General features: G+C 39.3%; 11 protein-coding genes. 7 read left to right on the top strand and 4 right to left on the bottom strand.

Going from position 1 to position 16,005, the window contains the following annotated elements:
• Positions 1 to 145: 145 nt before the first annotated feature.
• The gene (locus tag AACV33_RS17240; protein ID WP_182699457.1) at positions 146 to 1,324 is read left to right on the top strand and encodes a MalY/PatB family protein; all 1,179 of its coding nucleotides are present in this window, start codon (positions 146 to 148) and stop codon (positions 1,322 to 1,324) included.
• Between the two features lie 131 nt (positions 1,325 to 1,455).
• On the opposite strand, the gene AACV33_RS17235 is transcribed toward AACV33_RS17240, so the two are convergent.
• Both AACV33_RS17235 and AACV33_RS17230 read right to left on the bottom strand, forming a co-directional pair.
• Positions 1,456 to 2,775, bottom strand: coding sequence for a CoA-disulfide reductase (locus AACV33_RS17235; RefSeq protein ID WP_182699456.1), 1,320 nt, complete (start codon positions 2,773 to 2,775; stop codon positions 1,456 to 1,458).
• 95 nt (positions 2,776 to 2,870) lie between these two features.
• Positions 2,871 to 4,283 (bottom strand): cation:dicarboxylate symporter family transporter, encoded by a 1,413-nt coding sequence (locus AACV33_RS17230; protein ID WP_182699455.1) that lies wholly within the window; start codon positions 4,281 to 4,283, stop codon positions 2,871 to 2,873.
• A gap of 277 nt (positions 4,284 to 4,560) precedes the next feature.
• On the opposite strand from AACV33_RS17230, the gene sigZ reads away from it, so the two are divergent.
• The 6 genes from sigZ to AACV33_RS17200 all read left to right on the top strand — a co-directional run bounded on the left by sigZ (position 4,561) and on the right by AACV33_RS17200 (position 13,708).
• Positions 4,561 to 5,109, top strand: a complete 549-nt coding sequence (gene sigZ / locus AACV33_RS17225; protein WP_017021302.1) for an RNA polymerase sigma factor SigZ — start codon at positions 4,561 to 4,563, stop codon at positions 5,107 to 5,109.
• A 155-nt stretch (positions 5,110 to 5,264) separates the two neighbouring features.
• Entirely contained in the window at positions 5,265 to 6,863 is a 1,599-nt protein-coding gene (gshA, locus tag AACV33_RS17220; protein WP_182699454.1) for a glutamate--cysteine ligase, read from the top strand.
• 4 nt (positions 6,864 to 6,867) lie between these two features.
• Entirely contained in the window at positions 6,868 to 8,667 is a 1,800-nt protein-coding gene (locus tag AACV33_RS17215) for an ABC transporter ATP-binding protein (RefSeq protein WP_182699453.1), read from the top strand.
• Positions 8,660 to 10,477 carry an ABC transporter ATP-binding protein gene (locus AACV33_RS17210; protein WP_182699452.1) on the top strand — a complete coding sequence of 606 codons (1,818 nt, stop codon included), beginning with the start codon at positions 8,660 to 8,662 and terminating at the stop codon, positions 10,475 to 10,477. Before AACV33_RS17215 ends, AACV33_RS17210 begins: the two co-directional genes overlap by 8 nt.
• Before the next feature lie 25 nt (positions 10,478 to 10,502).
• Positions 10,503 to 11,960, top strand: a complete 1,458-nt coding sequence (locus tag AACV33_RS17205) for a glutathione synthase (RefSeq protein ID WP_182699451.1) — start codon at positions 10,503 to 10,505, stop codon at positions 11,958 to 11,960.
• 362 nt (positions 11,961 to 12,322) lie between these two features.
• A complete protein-coding gene (locus tag AACV33_RS17200) occupies positions 12,323 to 13,708 on the top strand; it encodes a cytochrome-c peroxidase (RefSeq protein ID WP_182699450.1) in 1,386 nt (461 codons plus the stop codon).
• Positions 13,709 to 13,749: 41 nt separating this feature from the next.
• On the opposite strand, the gene AACV33_RS17195 is transcribed toward AACV33_RS17200, so the two are convergent.
• Complete coding sequence (locus AACV33_RS17195) at positions 13,750 to 14,823, bottom strand: hypothetical protein (RefSeq protein WP_182699449.1); 1,074 nt, start codon at positions 14,821 to 14,823, stop codon at positions 13,750 to 13,752.
• A complete protein-coding gene (locus AACV33_RS17190) occupies positions 14,823 to 15,872 on the bottom strand; it encodes a hypothetical protein (protein ID WP_017021294.1) in 1,050 nt (349 codons plus the stop codon). The genes AACV33_RS17195 and AACV33_RS17190 overlap by 1 nt, the downstream gene beginning before the upstream one ends.
• Positions 15,873 to 16,005 lie beyond the last annotated feature (133 nt).

Raw genomic sequence — 16,005 nt, 5'->3', positions numbered from 1 at the left:
AGTTAGTAAGAAAAAGATGCATTATTTTTTACTCTTTTTACGTAAATATTACGCTTTAAATAAGGGATAAAAAATAGTGCGTCTTTTTTTATGATTAAGCGTCTAAGTTATCGTAAAGATAAATTTTAATTGAGGATAACACCGCATGTTTACAGATACGCCTAAAAATAGTGACGCTCAGAATAAATTCATAAAATACGATTCTGATATGCTGAACCATATTTATAAAACAGAAGAAGTGACGCCATATTGGGTAGCGGATATGGACTTTCCTATTGCTAATCCCATCACGTTAGAATTACAACGTCTTGTTGATCGCGAAGTGTATGCGTATGAATTTAACTCATCTGCCGTGTTTAAGGCGATCTCAGATTGGAATAAGCGTCAGCACAATATCGAATTGAACCCTAAGACCTTTGTTCAAGTTCCTGGAGTGTTGAATGCCATTGCATTATTGATCCGTGAATGGTCAGAAGTAGGTGATGGAGTATTAATTCAAACCCCTGTTTATCATCAATTTAAGCGTTTAATTGAGTCGTCTGGTAGAAAAGCGATCAGCAATACGATGAAAATCGAAGGTGGTCACTATCGTATGGACTTTGATGATTTTGAAGAAAAATTACAAAGCGGTGATGTAAAAATGGTTCTGCTTTGTAACCCTCACAACCCAGTAGGGAGAGTATGGGAAAAGAGTGAATTACAACAATTAGTCGATATCGCTAAAAAATATGATGTCGTGATAATCAGTGATGAAATTCATGCGGATATCGTATTTTCGGGGCATAAATTTACCAGTATTGTTGAGTTTGGTTATGAAAAAAGTGTCTCGATTATCGGCTCACCAGCGAAAAATTTTGGCTTAAATAGTATCTCAAACGGGTATATTTATACTGACAATCAAGAGATGTTCGAGCAGATAAAAGCCACCGTCAATTCATTATCTTTAGATCATGGTAATGCGTTTACTACGTTTGCCACCATAGCGGCTTATGAAAAAGGACAAGCGTGGTTCGATGGCTTTTTAGCTTATACCGAAAATACCGTGAATTGGATTGTTAATTACCTTGAAGAGAATCTACATCAAGTACTGGCTTACAAACCAGAAGGGACAAACCAAATATGGTTTGATTTCTCAGGACTAAACTTGGAAGAAGAAGCATTAAAAACGCTTATCGTAAATAAAGCGAAGATGGGATTAACTCCGGGATCATGGTTTGGTGAGCCCGATGCAAATTTTTATCGAATGAATATCGCGTCTCCACTCGCTCAAATTCAAGCCTCTTTTATCTTATTGAAAAATGAAATCGATAAGTTAAATTCATAGAAAAAGCATTGATTTAGTATCTATAATAAAAACACTGAGCCAATAATGTTCGGTGTTTTTTTATGTAGTAATAAAATAAAAAAAACCACCAGTTTGACCTGATGGGGATATATAAAGGGATGTTAGTATCCCTATTTAGCTACGTTACCAGCAACATTGAGAGCATCCCACGTTCTTGCAAAAGGAGGCGCATAACTAAAGTCTAAATAGCCGAGTTGTTGTGTCGTCATTTTTGCGGTGATGGCCACCGCTAATGCATTTAGTCGACCAACTGCGCCTTTTTTACCGACTATCTCACCACCTAACAACACGTTTGATTCTGGGTGATAAACCAATTTAATCTTTATGTCTTCTTGACCCGGATAATAATCAGTTTGGTTTTTATCATTAATAACGGACGTATTCACTGATAAATGATGTTGCTTAGCTAGCCATTCAGATACTCCCGTACTCGCTAATTCGTAATCAAGTACCTTTAATGATGATGATCCTAAAAAGCCAGTTAAATAGGTTTCTTTACCAGATAATCTATCTGCCATCATGCGGGCTTGTTTATTTGCTGTTGTGGCTAAAGGAAGATAAACCGGCTTATCTAAGGAGAGGTGATGCACGCTAGCACAATCACCGACGGCGTAAATATTTGGATCTTGTGTTGCACCAAATTTATCGACCAATAAGGCACCGTTCCCAAGCTTTGGTAATTCAATAAATTCGGTATTTGGTTTGAATCCAAGTGCTAATATAATGATATCCGCGGTTATATCACCGTTATTAGTAGCAATGGTATAACTATTATGATTATCGCTAATGTAATTCACTTGAGTATTAAGTTGTAAGTTCGTACCTGTTTGTCGAATTGCTTCTTCTACGTTATGTATCATTTCTGGGCTGAATTGACGACTCAATATATGCTTTTCACGTTCAATTAAGGTGACGTTTTTTCCTAAGTCATGTGCTGCATCAAACATCTCTAAGCCAATAAACCCAGCACCGATAATTGTTATCTTCGGTTTGCTTAAATCTTGCATTGCTTTTTTTACAGCGATGCCATCTTCCATGCTCGTTAAGGTATAAACCTGTTTAGTATTGTATTGACCTAAATCTGGAATAATTGGTCGAGCGCCGGTGGCGATAATGAGTTGATCATAATGCAGTGATTGCTCTTTATTTTCGTGTCGCACAGTCACCATTTTATCGGTTTGGTTAAGGGCAATAACGTCAGTATTTAAACGAATATCTAAGCCAGATTCGATGGCTTGTTCAGGTGTTCGCGAGATCATTCGTTCAGTATCACTGAATTTGTTCGCGACAAAATAAGGTAAACCACAGGCACCGAAAGAGATATAGTCACGTTTTTCAACCACAATGACGTTGTCGTTGGGTTGATTTCTTTTGTATTTAGCCGCAAAGCTCATGCCGGCAGCACTGCCACCTAAAACAATAATATTCATGATTTTTTACCTGATTAAAATGTAAGGGCATTAAATTAAATGCCCTTATTGGTTAAGCGTTGAGTTGGTGAAAAAAGAGGAAGCGGTGGACGTGATTAGGCTGAAACTTCGCTTTCTTTCTGTATTGGTGTTGTGCTTTGAGCGTTATATTGCGTAGTGTTTAATGACCCATTACGTTTTGCTGTAATGACACCTGACAACATGGACCCCGAGATATTAAGTGCGGTTCTTGCCATATCTATAAGTGCTTCAATTGAGACAAGAATAGCAACAATCGTAATATCTAATCCCATAATGGTCAGTACTGCAACTGCTGCGAAAGTCGCGCCGCCGCCTACACCCGCAATACCAAAAGACGCAATTGCAATCACGGCAACAAGTTGAAGAATGAAGTTGAAGTCAACAGGGATCCCCATGACTTGAGCCGCCATAATTGCGAGCATGGCAGGGTAAATACCCGCACACCCATTTTGTCCAATACTGGTACCAAAAGTGGCAGACATATTTGCTGTTTCTTCATCGACACCAAGGCGCTGTGTTTGTGTTTCTACATTGAGTGGGATCGCCGCCATGCTTGAGCGAGATCCAAAACCAAAGACGAGAACTGGCCACGTTTTCTTCGCGAAGGTTTTTGGGGATAAACCAAATAAAGAAACCAACACGAGGTGAATACCAAACATAACAATAATAGCGCTATAACTTGCCAGTAAGAAACGACCCATTTCAGCTAAGGCAAACAGATCATTCGTCATCATAAAGGTGGTCATTAATGCGAACACACCATAAGGGGTGAGCTTTAGGATCTCTCGAACCATCGATAATACGACTTCTTTTGCTGCATTAATAAAATCGATAAAGCCTTGCACTTTTTCTGGTTTACGTTTCTTAACTTGAAGTACGCTAAAGCCTAGGAACATACCAAATAGCACGGTAGACAACGTTGACGTTTTTTCTGCACCAGTGAGCATTTCAAAAATGTTACTAGGAATAATAGATAGGAACAGTTCAGATAATCCATTATTGGTCATCAGCTCTTGAGTCGAAACCAAGTTATTATTTCGAGCTTCTATCGCGGAATTAGATCCCACGACACTAACCAAACTGTTTGCATCAATATTGAAGACATAGATGCTAGCGATACCTACTATGGCTGAAATAGCCACGGTAACAATGAGAACGCCAATGATTTTAGGCGCAATTTTTGATAATGATCCGTTTCCTTCAACATTCATAATTGAGGCGGTCATAGCAACAAAGACCAGTGGGATCACGATCATTTGCAGCAATTTAATGTAACCACTGCCAAAAATAGAAATGAGTTCAGAAAACTCTCCAGCAACCACGCTGTGATTGCCTAATGTAAGCTGAATCAGGCTACCAAAGACTAAGCCACCAATTAAGGCCGTTAATACTCGATAATTGAAACTCTTTTTGTGTTTTTTTAATTGGGATAGTAAGAAATAAAATCCTAAAAATGCAATGAATAATCCAATCAATGTAAGGCTCATATGAGACATCCTGATGTTTAATAAATAGATTTGGGTTACGATAATCAAAGTAACTGCGAATTATCAGTAACCGACGGGCCTATCGTAGAGAAAGCGTGAACAATAAATACTTTCTTTGCATGGCTAATATCAGAGAGACGCCGTGAAGAAAAAAAAGATGCAAAAAAATGGGTTAAAAAACAAAGATAAAAAATAATGTGAATTTATTGCGTCTTTTTACCTATTTCACCGTCTTACTCAAATCCCCCCAACTATTTTTTATTTGAGGTCTGTTTTTATGTTGTCAGAATGGCAAAATCACAAAGCACAATTGCGTAATTACGTTTACAAACGAGTGGATGATGCAAGTGCGGTAGATGACATTCTTCAAGATGTTTATATAAAAGCCAGCAGCAATTTACACCAGTTAAAATCGCAAGACAGTTTGAAAGGATGGCTATATAAAATTGCGTATAACACGATCATGGATTTTCATCGTAATAAACAACCTTTTGATGAGTTGCCGGATGATTTGGTCTCAGAAGACGAAGATACGGTAGAAGAGGCTCGAAAAGAGATGGCTGAATGTATACGCCCTTTAATTGATGAGCTTCCTGAAAAATACAGTACGCCTTTGCGTTTGGCTGAATTGGAGGGAGTTCCTCAACAAGAAATCGCTGATCAGTTAGGGCTTTCTTTATCTGGAGCAAAAAGCCGTATCCAACGTGGTCGTGTTAAATTTCGAGAGAACTTAATGACGTGTTGTGATTTTGAAATTAATGATGGGGGAACGGTCACTGGTTATTCTCCTAAAAAAGGAAAAAGTTGTTCTCCGCAATCAAAATAATGCGGTTCTTTTTTTTAAATAAATGGGAAATAACCACTCTATTTTCCGTTTATTTTCTCCTCTCTTTTTTATTCCTATTATTTGAAAAAATTTTGCGTCTTTTTTCCAGTTTTTACGTCTTTGAACCGTTAAAACTATTTTTATGAAGATCATAAATGAAAAATACTGATGTGAAATACCTAGAACCTAATACGCTTTCTTTTTTAAATAACGAAAATGCCATGAATACACTCCATGACATCCGACGTGGAATTGAAAGAGAGCTGATCCGCACCACTCCAAAAAGCTGCATTTCAAGCTTACCTCATCCAAAGGTGCTGGGATCGGCATTAACGCATCCTTATATCACGACTGATTTTGCAGAAGCGCAATTAGAGTTAGTGACACCGGCAATGACGAAAAGAAAAGCAATGTTTGATTCATTGGCTTCTTTGCATCACTTCGTCGCAGCGCATTTACCTGATAATGAAATCATGTGGGGCGCAAGCATGCCGCCGGCGCTACCAAGTGATGATGATATTGTGATTGCGACATACGGGACCTCTAACGCAGGACAACATAAAGTGCGTTACCGTAAAGGGTTGGCAAACCGTTATGGTAAACGAATGCAGTTAATCTCAGGTATTCATTATAATTTTTCATTCCCTGATTCGTTTTGGGCGACATTACATTCGCACATGAGCAGTGAGTTACCGTTAAGCGAATTTATTTCGGATCGTTATTTTCATTTGATCCGCAATGTTTTACGTAATGGTTGGATTATTCCTTATTTATTCGGCACATCGCCTGCGGTAGATAAAAGCTATGTAACGAATCAAGATCATCCTTTAGGTGTATTTGATGAAGATACGTATTACCTACCATGGGCGACGTCGTTACGCCTGAGTAACATGGGCTATAGCAGTAATGAGCAATCTCTTTATCCAGTGAGCTTTAATAATAAACAAGAATACTTGGCGGATTTGTGTCACGCACTAAGCACACCAAGCGTTCGCTATACCCACCTCAATGCAGACCAACAATTAAATGGGTCGGTATTACAGTTAGAAAATGAATTGTATGGTTCTGTAAGACCTAAAATCGTTAATGACCAATTGCGTCCTTTATATGCCATGTGTCATCACGGTATTCAATACATTGAGTTACGCAGTTTAGATAACAACCCATTTTTACCGCTAGGGATTAATGAAGAGCAAAGCCATTTTATCGATGCATTCCTTGCGTATAACGCATTAGCGCCAAGCCCAGAATTAACAGACGAGGAGCGATTATTAATTGCACGTCGCCAAGAATTAGTTGCAACCGAAGGGAGAAAAGAAGGGTTACTATTACCCACTACTGAAGGGGAGATAGAGCTTAAACATCTTGGTGTCGAATTATTATCTTCAATGGAACCAATAGCATGTTGGTTTGATAAGGTGTTTGCTACAGAAGGGCACAAGCAAAGTATAGATCGTGAACGTGCGAAATTTTTGGACAGTAAATTAACGCCATCGGCACAAATGCTCGCGCTCATGAAAAATGAAAACGTATCTTATAAGCGAGCAACACAGACATTATCTGAAACGTATTTTAAACAGCATAAAGACACAACGATTGATAAGGACGAAATGGGTAATCTAACCCATCTGGTCACCGAGTCTTTATTTAAACAGCAACAGATGGAAGCGAAACAAGACATGAGTTTTGATGAGTTTATTCAGAAAAAAAATTATTTGCAGTGTGATTGTGAAATAGCAGAAGGTGTAGCGTAGTTTAATGAATATTTTGTGGAAGTTGCGTGGTTACATCAAGATGTTTTCACGCCAATACATCATTGCCATCATTGCTTTACAGGTGGTGGCATTACTCAATTTAATCCCATCTTGGTTAATCGGACGTATCGTCGATAGCATCAGTAAAAATGAATTAACGATGACGTATTTGTTGACTCATATTGGAGGGATTATTGTGTCAGCCATTGCGATGTATGGGTTGCGCTATGTATGGCAAAGCCAATTGTATGGTGCATCTATTGGGATTGCGAAAGTACTTCGTCGAGATTTATTTCGAAAGTTTTCAATGTTATCACCGTCGTTTTATTCTCGTCGAAGTACGGGCGACTTAATGGCGCATGCCACCAATGATTTGAATGCGGTTGAAGAAGCCACTGGTATGGGGATCATGACGTTAGTTGATTCTTTCATTGCTGGTCTGACGGTTATCTTCGGCATGATATTTATTGTCAGTGGTGAATTAACGGCGGTTGCGCTGTTGCCATTTCCATTATTGGTGCTTATTACTCAGCGTTACGGCAGTAACTTGCATAAAACGTTTGGTCGAGCACAAGCCAGTTTTTCTAACTTAAATGAAGAGACGCGTGAAACCGTATCGGGTATTCGTGCGGTTCGATCTCACGGCATTGGTCAGCGTCAAGAACAACGCTTTGGTAAAACATTGGACGATACGTTAGAAGCGAACTTAGCTGTTGCGAAAGTGGACGCGGCTTTTGCCCCAACCATTCAACTTATTTACGGCTTATCGTTTGTTATTTCATTAGGTTATGGCGGATGGCTAATCAGCCATGGGCAGATTTCGGTGGGTTTATTTACTACGTTTACCTTGTACCTTGGGCAACTATTAGGGCCGTTTCTACAATTTGGTTGGCAGTTTAATGTTTTCCAGCGTGGAAGTACCTCATGGCAACGTTTAGAGGTGCTTTTTTCAGAAAAAGAAGAAGTGGTTGAGGGGACGGTGACATTACCTAAGGAGGCGAAAGCGGCATTGAATATTAATATCGCCTCATTCTCTTACCAAAATTCGAATCGACGAGCACTTGATAAAATTAACATGACGGTATCTGACGGTGGTTTTATTGGAATAACAGGCCCAACAGGCAGCGGTAAAAGTACTTTATTGCAATTGGTATTAAGACAGTTTCAGCTATCAAATGGATCAAGTATTAGTATTGATGGGCACTCGATTGACTCATTAACGTTTCATTCATTACGCAATAAGATGGCGTGGGTTCCACAAAAACCGTTCTTATTTTCAGGCACTATATCTGAAAATATCGCACTGGCTAAACCGGATGCAACAGACGAACAAATTAAACACGTTGCTAATATGGCTGGAATTAAAAATGAAATCGATGACATGCCTGATGGGTTTAATACTCAGCTTCGTGAAGGCGGAAATAATCTTTCTGGTGGGCAACGCCAACGATTAACGCTTGCCAGAGCCTTACTATCTGATGCGGATATTCTATTGTTAGATGATCCATTCAGTGCGCTAGACATTAAAACCGAAGTGATTGTACGCCAAAACTTAAAGGAAAATTATGGTGATAAAACCATGATATTAGTGACGCAACGGTTACCTAATTTAATCGAAGCGGATCGAATCTTTGTGTTAAATGAAGGGCAAATAGAAGAGCAAGGATCACATCATGAATTACTTGCGAATCAGGGGTGGTACTCAATGGTTTATCAAAGACAAAGTCAGTTAGGTACCGTTATTAAAGACATACCAAGTGATAACACCAAAGAGCAGAAACAAACAGGAGAGAGTCATGAGTGAAGATAAAGCACCGCAATCAAGTGACACTTCCTTATTTAAACGATTATTTTCCTATTCTCTGCCCCATAAAGCGCGATTTTTAATGGCATTTATGATGCTAACGGTTGCGATCAGTGCCGAAATGGCGATCCCATGGTTAGCGAAAACCATTATTGATGACGTTATCGTGCCACAACAATTTGAGTGGCAGCATCTGATTGTTCTTATTAGCTTAGTGATGATGTTCTATGTGATATCGGCGCTATTTACTTACTTGCAAGCGGTGTCATTTCGTCATAGTGCCTTATTGGTGATTAATGATGTGAGAAAGCAATTATTTAATCATGTGTTGAATTTCTCGATCAGTACCTTTGATAAATTGTCTGCGGGTAAGTTGGTTTCTTATATTACGAATGATACTGAATCGATGCGTGATATGTTTGTGTCGACCATTCCAACAATCATTCAAGGCAGCTTACGTATCATTGCGATATTTATAGCGATAGCAATATTGGATTGGCGTTTGATGCTATTGAGTCTGATATTGATCCCTGTGCTGCTGACGACAATGCATTTGTATCGAAAGATCTCTATGCCTGTATTTAATGGTATTCGAGAGCAAATTAGTAATATCAATGGACGCATTAATGAATCGCTACAAGGAATGGCGCTGATTCAAGCATTCAATCAAGAAAAAGCATTTAAAGAAAAGTTTGAACAAGAAAACCAACGTTGGTTTGAGTTTAGAACGAAATCAATAGCGATTGATAGTTTCATGCTTATTCCGTTAACGCGTTTAGTTTCCAATTTAACGGCGGCAGGAATTGTGGCGTGGTTTGCTTATGGATCATTAAGTTCCGCAGTTGAAGTGGGTACGTTATACGCATTTTTGAACTACATCGAACGTTTCTTTGACCCGTTCCGTCAACTTTCAATGGAGCTACGTAAATTGCAGGTGGCAACAGTTGCATCAAAACGTGTATTTGAGTTATTGGATGAGCAATCAGAGCAGAACCGATATCCGACAGAATGTGTTGAGTTGTCTACGCCGCATGATATTGAATTTCGTCATGTTGACCTAAGCTATGACGAAGGGAATGTAGTGTTATCTGATGTGAATTTTGTCGCTAAAGGCGGACAGTTTACTGCGATTGTGGGTCATACCGGCAGCGGTAAGAGCTCGGTCATTAATTTGCTTATGCGATTCTATCAACACCAACAAGGCTCTATTTTAATAGGAGGCCAGCCGATTGAATCATTACCCGAAGTGCAATTACGAAAAATGTTTGGCTTGGTCTCTCAAGACCCAACTATCTTTAGTGGTTCTATCGTTGAGAATATTGATTTATCACACTCGACACCAAATAAAGAAAAAGTCATTTCAGCGGCGCAGCAGGTAAAAGCCCACCGATTTATTAATCGATTAACTAATGGCTATGATCATCAACCGGGTCATGGTGGGTCATCTCTTTCTGTTGGTGAAAGACAGCTTTTAGCATTAGCTCGAGCGATTTCACACCAACCTAATGTTTTTCTATTAGATGAAGCAACGGCAAATATTGATAGTGAAACCGAAGAAGCAGTAAAAGAAGCATTAGAAAAAATTCAAGATGGCAGAACCGTAATTATGGTTGCTCACCGATTATCAACCATAAAAAATGCCGATAAAATATTAGTGATGAATAAAGGTAAAATGGTTCAAAGTGGTACGCACGATGAGCTTATTGTTCAAGCCGGGGATTATCGAGATTTGTATCTGGCACAAAAAGCACAAGAAGAAAATGAACATCAGAACAGCACGCTTGGTTTAGCTAACACTAACGTTGCTTGAGTTATTGAATTTAAGAGTAATTAAAATGAATACAGAAAAAAAATCGTTTGTTTCTCAGCAAGTCATTGAAGATGCCTGTGAATGGGCAATTATGCACGGTGTGGCATTTCGACAAGCAGATAATACGGCACGACACTGTCCATTTAGCATTGCACCAATGACCATTGAGCGTGAGGTTTATCAGCACTTATTAACCGTGACACCATTAATCACGAAGCTTATTAATAATGTGTCTGAAGATCATGGTTTTCTGCAAGCGTCATTGGGTCACATGGCCAAAGCGGATCCTTTTTTCGGTCGCTTAATGTCATTACACAGTACGCTACACAATGATGTGAATAACTACACCGCCGCCCGCCAGCCTTTGTTATTAATGCGTACAGATTTCATGGATGATCGCAATCATGGTGCAAAAGTGATTGAATTTAATGGGATTGCAGCAGGCATGGGGCCTTTTGGTCAACGTGCCACTGAGTTTCATTCGTTTATGAAAAATCAATGGCCGGATACCTATAACCAATGGATTGAAGACCCATCAGCCACGCCTGCTGAGAATCATGGTTTAGAGCAATTGGCCTACGGTATTGCTATTGCTGCAAGATCGGTGAGTTCGGATTTTAATGATCAAAGTAAACCCACGTTTTTGATGGTCGTTCAAAAGAACGAAGATAACGTATACGACCAACATTTGCTTGAAGTTGAGTTGCAAAAACAAGGTATACGGACGGTAAGACGTACATTTGAACAACTCAGCACCCAGCTGTCTAGTGGCGAAAATAAACGTCTGCTATTGGATAATGTAGGGGCTATTGATGTGGTGTATCTGCGTGCGGGTTATCAATATGAGGACTATTTCTCACCAGAACTGAATGAGCCAGAATGTTGCCATACGTTAAGCCAAACTCGGTTGCTTATTGAGCAGCATTACGTCGCCGTTAACGCAACCATTAGTCAACAATTAGCGACCAGTAAAACAATGCAAATGCTGTTAACTATGATGCCAGAAGCTGAATATGCGCGTTGGGGATTAACCCTCGAAGAGGCGACATTGGTAAAAAGTGTCTTAGCTGATATGAAGCCTGTTAATAACGAAACCATCACATGGTTTAACACAGAAGCAAAACAAGAAGAGTGGGTATTAAAAAACCAAGGTGAAGGTGGTGGTCATTGTGTCTTTGGGCTGGACATCAGTGAGAAATTAAGCCAATTAGAGCCAGAGGAACATGATGCATGGGCGTTGATGCAACGTTTGTATCCACACGAACGTGAAACGCCAACCATTGCGGTTCGTGATGGAGAACAGACAATCGTGAATGATTTAGTCAGTGAAATTGGATTATTTACGGCCTATTACAATGGAAATCCCGTAACAGAATTTGAAGGGTATGCTGGGTATTTAATTCGCAGTAAGCCAGCAAGTGAAAATGAAGGTGGGATCCACAGTGGAAAAGGGATTCTTGATTCTCTGGTGTTAATTGATTAATTAATAAGACAGTGCCGTAATACAAAGCCCAATATTATTGTGATGTTGGGCTTTTTTGTATGTCAGAGAAAGTCATACCCATTCTGTAATTTTTATGCGTAATTAGTCGCTCACCGAATAGATGTTATTGGTATCAGTCTGATTTATAAAATTGATCTTGGATAATAAATTGTTCGTTATTATTTTAACACTTTATTATCATACTGATGCCGAGTGTTATTTATCATTATGAAAAGTAAGGTTATTTGATTTTTTCATGTTCAGTTATCGATTAAAACGATGATTATCATGATATTTCTTCCTTGGAAAGCGTCATTTTTTCTCTCTATCGTGTGCGAACATTCATGTCGCAGGAAAGAGTTATGAAAAAATTAGGATTGATTATAGGGCTAGGGGCCGTTGCTTATTTAGGAACGGTTTATGTAGTGGACTCATCTGATCAAGTGTTGAGTCAAAGTAAGTTGACACAATCCACCATCAAGCGGGATCCGGTTTCTTCTGCTGCTTTTAAAGTACTCACCGAGAATGGGTGTGGTTACTGCCATACTGATAATAGCGAAATGCCTTTTTATGCCAATCTTCCTATCGCTAAACAATTGATGCAAAAAGACGTTGAGAGTGGGTTACGTCATTTTCAATTTGATGACGTGTTAAACAGTTTTGAAGGTGACAATGAAATCTCCGATGTGGCTTTAGCCAAAATCAGTGGAGTGCTAGACGATGAATCTATGCCACCTAAAGCGTACTTGTCCATGCATTGGCGTTCAAATCTATCCGCTCAAGAGAAGCAAACGTTACGAGTATGGATAAAGCAAGAGCGAGATAATAAGCAATCATTAGCGAGCAAAAAATTCCAATACGAATCGATACAACCCATTAATGATGCGATTAATGTGGATGATAATAAAGTGGCCTTAGGTGAAGTGCTTTATCACGATACGCGTTTATCTGGTGATAACACGGTAGCCTGTTCAAGCTGTCATTCGCTTTCTACAGGGGGCGTTGATAGATTAACGACCTCTACGGGGATTAATGGTTCTAAAGGGCCGATAAACGCGCCTACGGTATTTAATGCGTCTTATAACATTCATCAATTCTGGGATGGTCGAGCGAGTGATCTACAAGCACAAGCTGGTGGCCCACCGATGAACCCTATTGAAATGGGCTCATCGTCTTGGGAGCAAATTACCCAAAAGCTAGATTTGGATGAAGGAATGAAAACGGCTTTTGCTAAGATCTATCCTGATGGAATTACGGGAAATAACATTACAGATGCCATTGCCGAGTTTGAAAAAACCTTAGTGACGCCAAACAGTCGTTTTGACCAGTTTTTAAAAGGAAATACGCTTGCGTTGAATGAGCAAGAGAAAAAAGGGTATGAATTATTTAAAGATAACAAATGTTCAACCTGTCATGCAGGTCAAGCGATGGGAGGGCAAACCTTTGAAGTCATGGGATTAAAAGCCGATTATTTTTCTCATCGAGGTAATGTATCAGAGGTTGATAATGGTCGTTTTAATGTGACGAATAAACCGGATGACATGAATCGCTTTAAAGTACCAACCTTGCGAAATATTGCGTTAACGGCCCCTTACTTTCATGATGGCAGTGTAGAGACGTTGGATGATGCGGTCGCCACGATGGCAGTATATCAAGTTGGAGTAACGCTAACAAAAAATGAAATTGCGGATATTAGCGCGTACTTGAGAACTCTAACCGGCGACTACAATGGTAAAACGTTGAATTAATTATTCATATGAAAATAAAAGGAGATCACCCTGTCTCCTTTTTATTCGTTTTGTTGAGCTATATCGTTTAAAAACTGAAGACGTTCTTTGTCTTGCTCCGGTATTTCGTAAGGTTCATCACTTAACCCGGATAGATCAAAAGAGGGAATTGGAAATACCGCTTCTTTACTTGCTCCATACCGTGTCTTCTCTCCGGGGAAATCTGACATTTTTTCTACTGTAATATTGCGTAACTCCAACTCTCCTTGTATCCCTTTTAATACGGAGTGATGAGCCTTTAATTCAAATATAGAGTTACCTGTTGAGAGCTTTGTTTTATGCGTTAGTGATGCAATGGGTTTGCCATTTACGAGGTACAAATTGGCTCGAATACGGTAGTTACCCGGCTGTTTTGTGTTCACATTTAATGGGAGAATCATGTTACTGCCAGCGGAATAAGGTGCATTTATTGATTCGACATAAGCCACCGGATTTGAAAATTGAATATCAGTAGTAATGATGTCTTTCCCATTTAAAAATGTGATCGTGGCTTTTATTCTGATCTCTTGAGGCCACTCTTTTTTGGCTGTAAAACGGGTGGTTAATTCTTGAGTGTATTGAGTCGTTAATGACTTTCGTGTTTCTGGATTTAATAGCTCATATTCAATGTGGTCAACAGCAAGATCTGAATTAAGAGTGACAACGATAGGTTCAGGGTAATCAAAACGATATTTTTTTAGAGAAAGAGACGCGGTATGAGTTCCATCCAACACTGGGATATTAACGACACTGAAATGGTTTGGTTCTAGATAATTAAGATCACCGGAAAGCAAAGGCATAGAATAAGAAGGGTAGGCGATATCATTGGCATACGCTTTAGATAATAACGAAAATTGTGTACTTAACTCTTGTGGAATATCTTGTCGTCGCTGACTTTCTGGTTTCTTTTGTGAATCAATATTTTTCTTAAAAACGGTTTTTAGTGGCGATATAGGATCTTGTTTCGGCGACGGATGACTTTTTTTAAGGGGGAAAGTGGAGACAATCTTCGATGAGGTATTGTCTCGCATTATCCAATGAAAGGTAACGGCTGAAACCATTAATAGTCCGCAAATAAATAAGGTGTTTTTATTCATTATAGTAAATCGCTGGCTAATTCTGACATGGTTTTTGTGTTGGATTTATCGACATAACGATAAGTCGTTCCTGTTAACGGGTAGGTCACAAATTTTATTTTCACTTCAATCAAAGTGCCATCAAGCAGCTCTTTATTTTGGTTAGCAGCAACGACTTTTCCTTCTATTTCAGTGCCAATTAAATCACTGTGACTGTAATCGTCTCCCATTAATAGAGGATAGTGATATGGCATAAAACGGGTGACTGCCTGTGATTGAGGAGTAACTCGGCCATTAAATCCTATGTTTGATGAACAACTGAAGAATTTGCCGGATTGACTGGCTCCACATGATGAATGACTAGAAACAACCCCATCATCTTTACCGGGTAAAAATTGACTGGTTGAACCAAAATAATCGCTTCCTTTACCGACAAAACGAATACGTGGAATTCGGTTATCAGGCAAAGGGGCGAGCTGACGAGCATTCGCCACCTTCAGATCATTCAGGATCCCAGTATTATTTATATTTGGGGTTTCACCTAGCCATAATGACATGGCGTATTTTAAAGGTGCATTTAATACACCACTGCCTTCTGAAATGTTAATCGCTAGATCGCCAAGCTCTGATCCTCCGCCGGCGCCTGCAAAATCAAACGTAGCAATGATATTCAAAGGCGTTAAACCTGCATTGGTTAGCCAGTTTTCTTGATTATCCAATAAGTATCGTGCAACTAAGTCACCAGTAGAGTGGGTCACTAAAATACAGCCATTTGCACAGGTATTATTTTCAGATAATTTTTTAAGTTTTGGCCATATATAATCACTTGAAATCTTACCGACAATGCGTTCTTGTGATGGCCAATCAATACGTTCGTCCGCTTTATCTAACCAATAACTTTGCCAATAGTTTTTACCATCAGTCACGACGGCATCGTACTGAGGTTTTGTTTGCAGTTGGCCCGCTTGAAAACCATGAATAAGAATGATGGGATGCTCACCAAGTGCGGCAATGCTGGTTATTGGAGTGGTAATGCTGGCGAGCAACAATAAACGTGAAAGTAATTTCATGAGTTCTCATTCTTTTTTAATAATTATCTTTATAGAGTAAAGCACTGTCTTTTTTTAGCAAATAGGGATATCGATTGCGTTCTCATTTATGAGCCAACAGGTATCATTTGTTTGTTATTTCATCGATTTTTTA

Source organism: Aliivibrio sp. SR45-2, from assembly GCF_963890165.1.
GTDB lineage: Bacteria > Pseudomonadota > Gammaproteobacteria > Enterobacterales > Vibrionaceae > Aliivibrio > Aliivibrio salmonicida.
The sequence above is the reverse complement of the archived record's forward strand: the minus strand, read 5'-3'. Positions and strand labels throughout refer to the sequence as shown.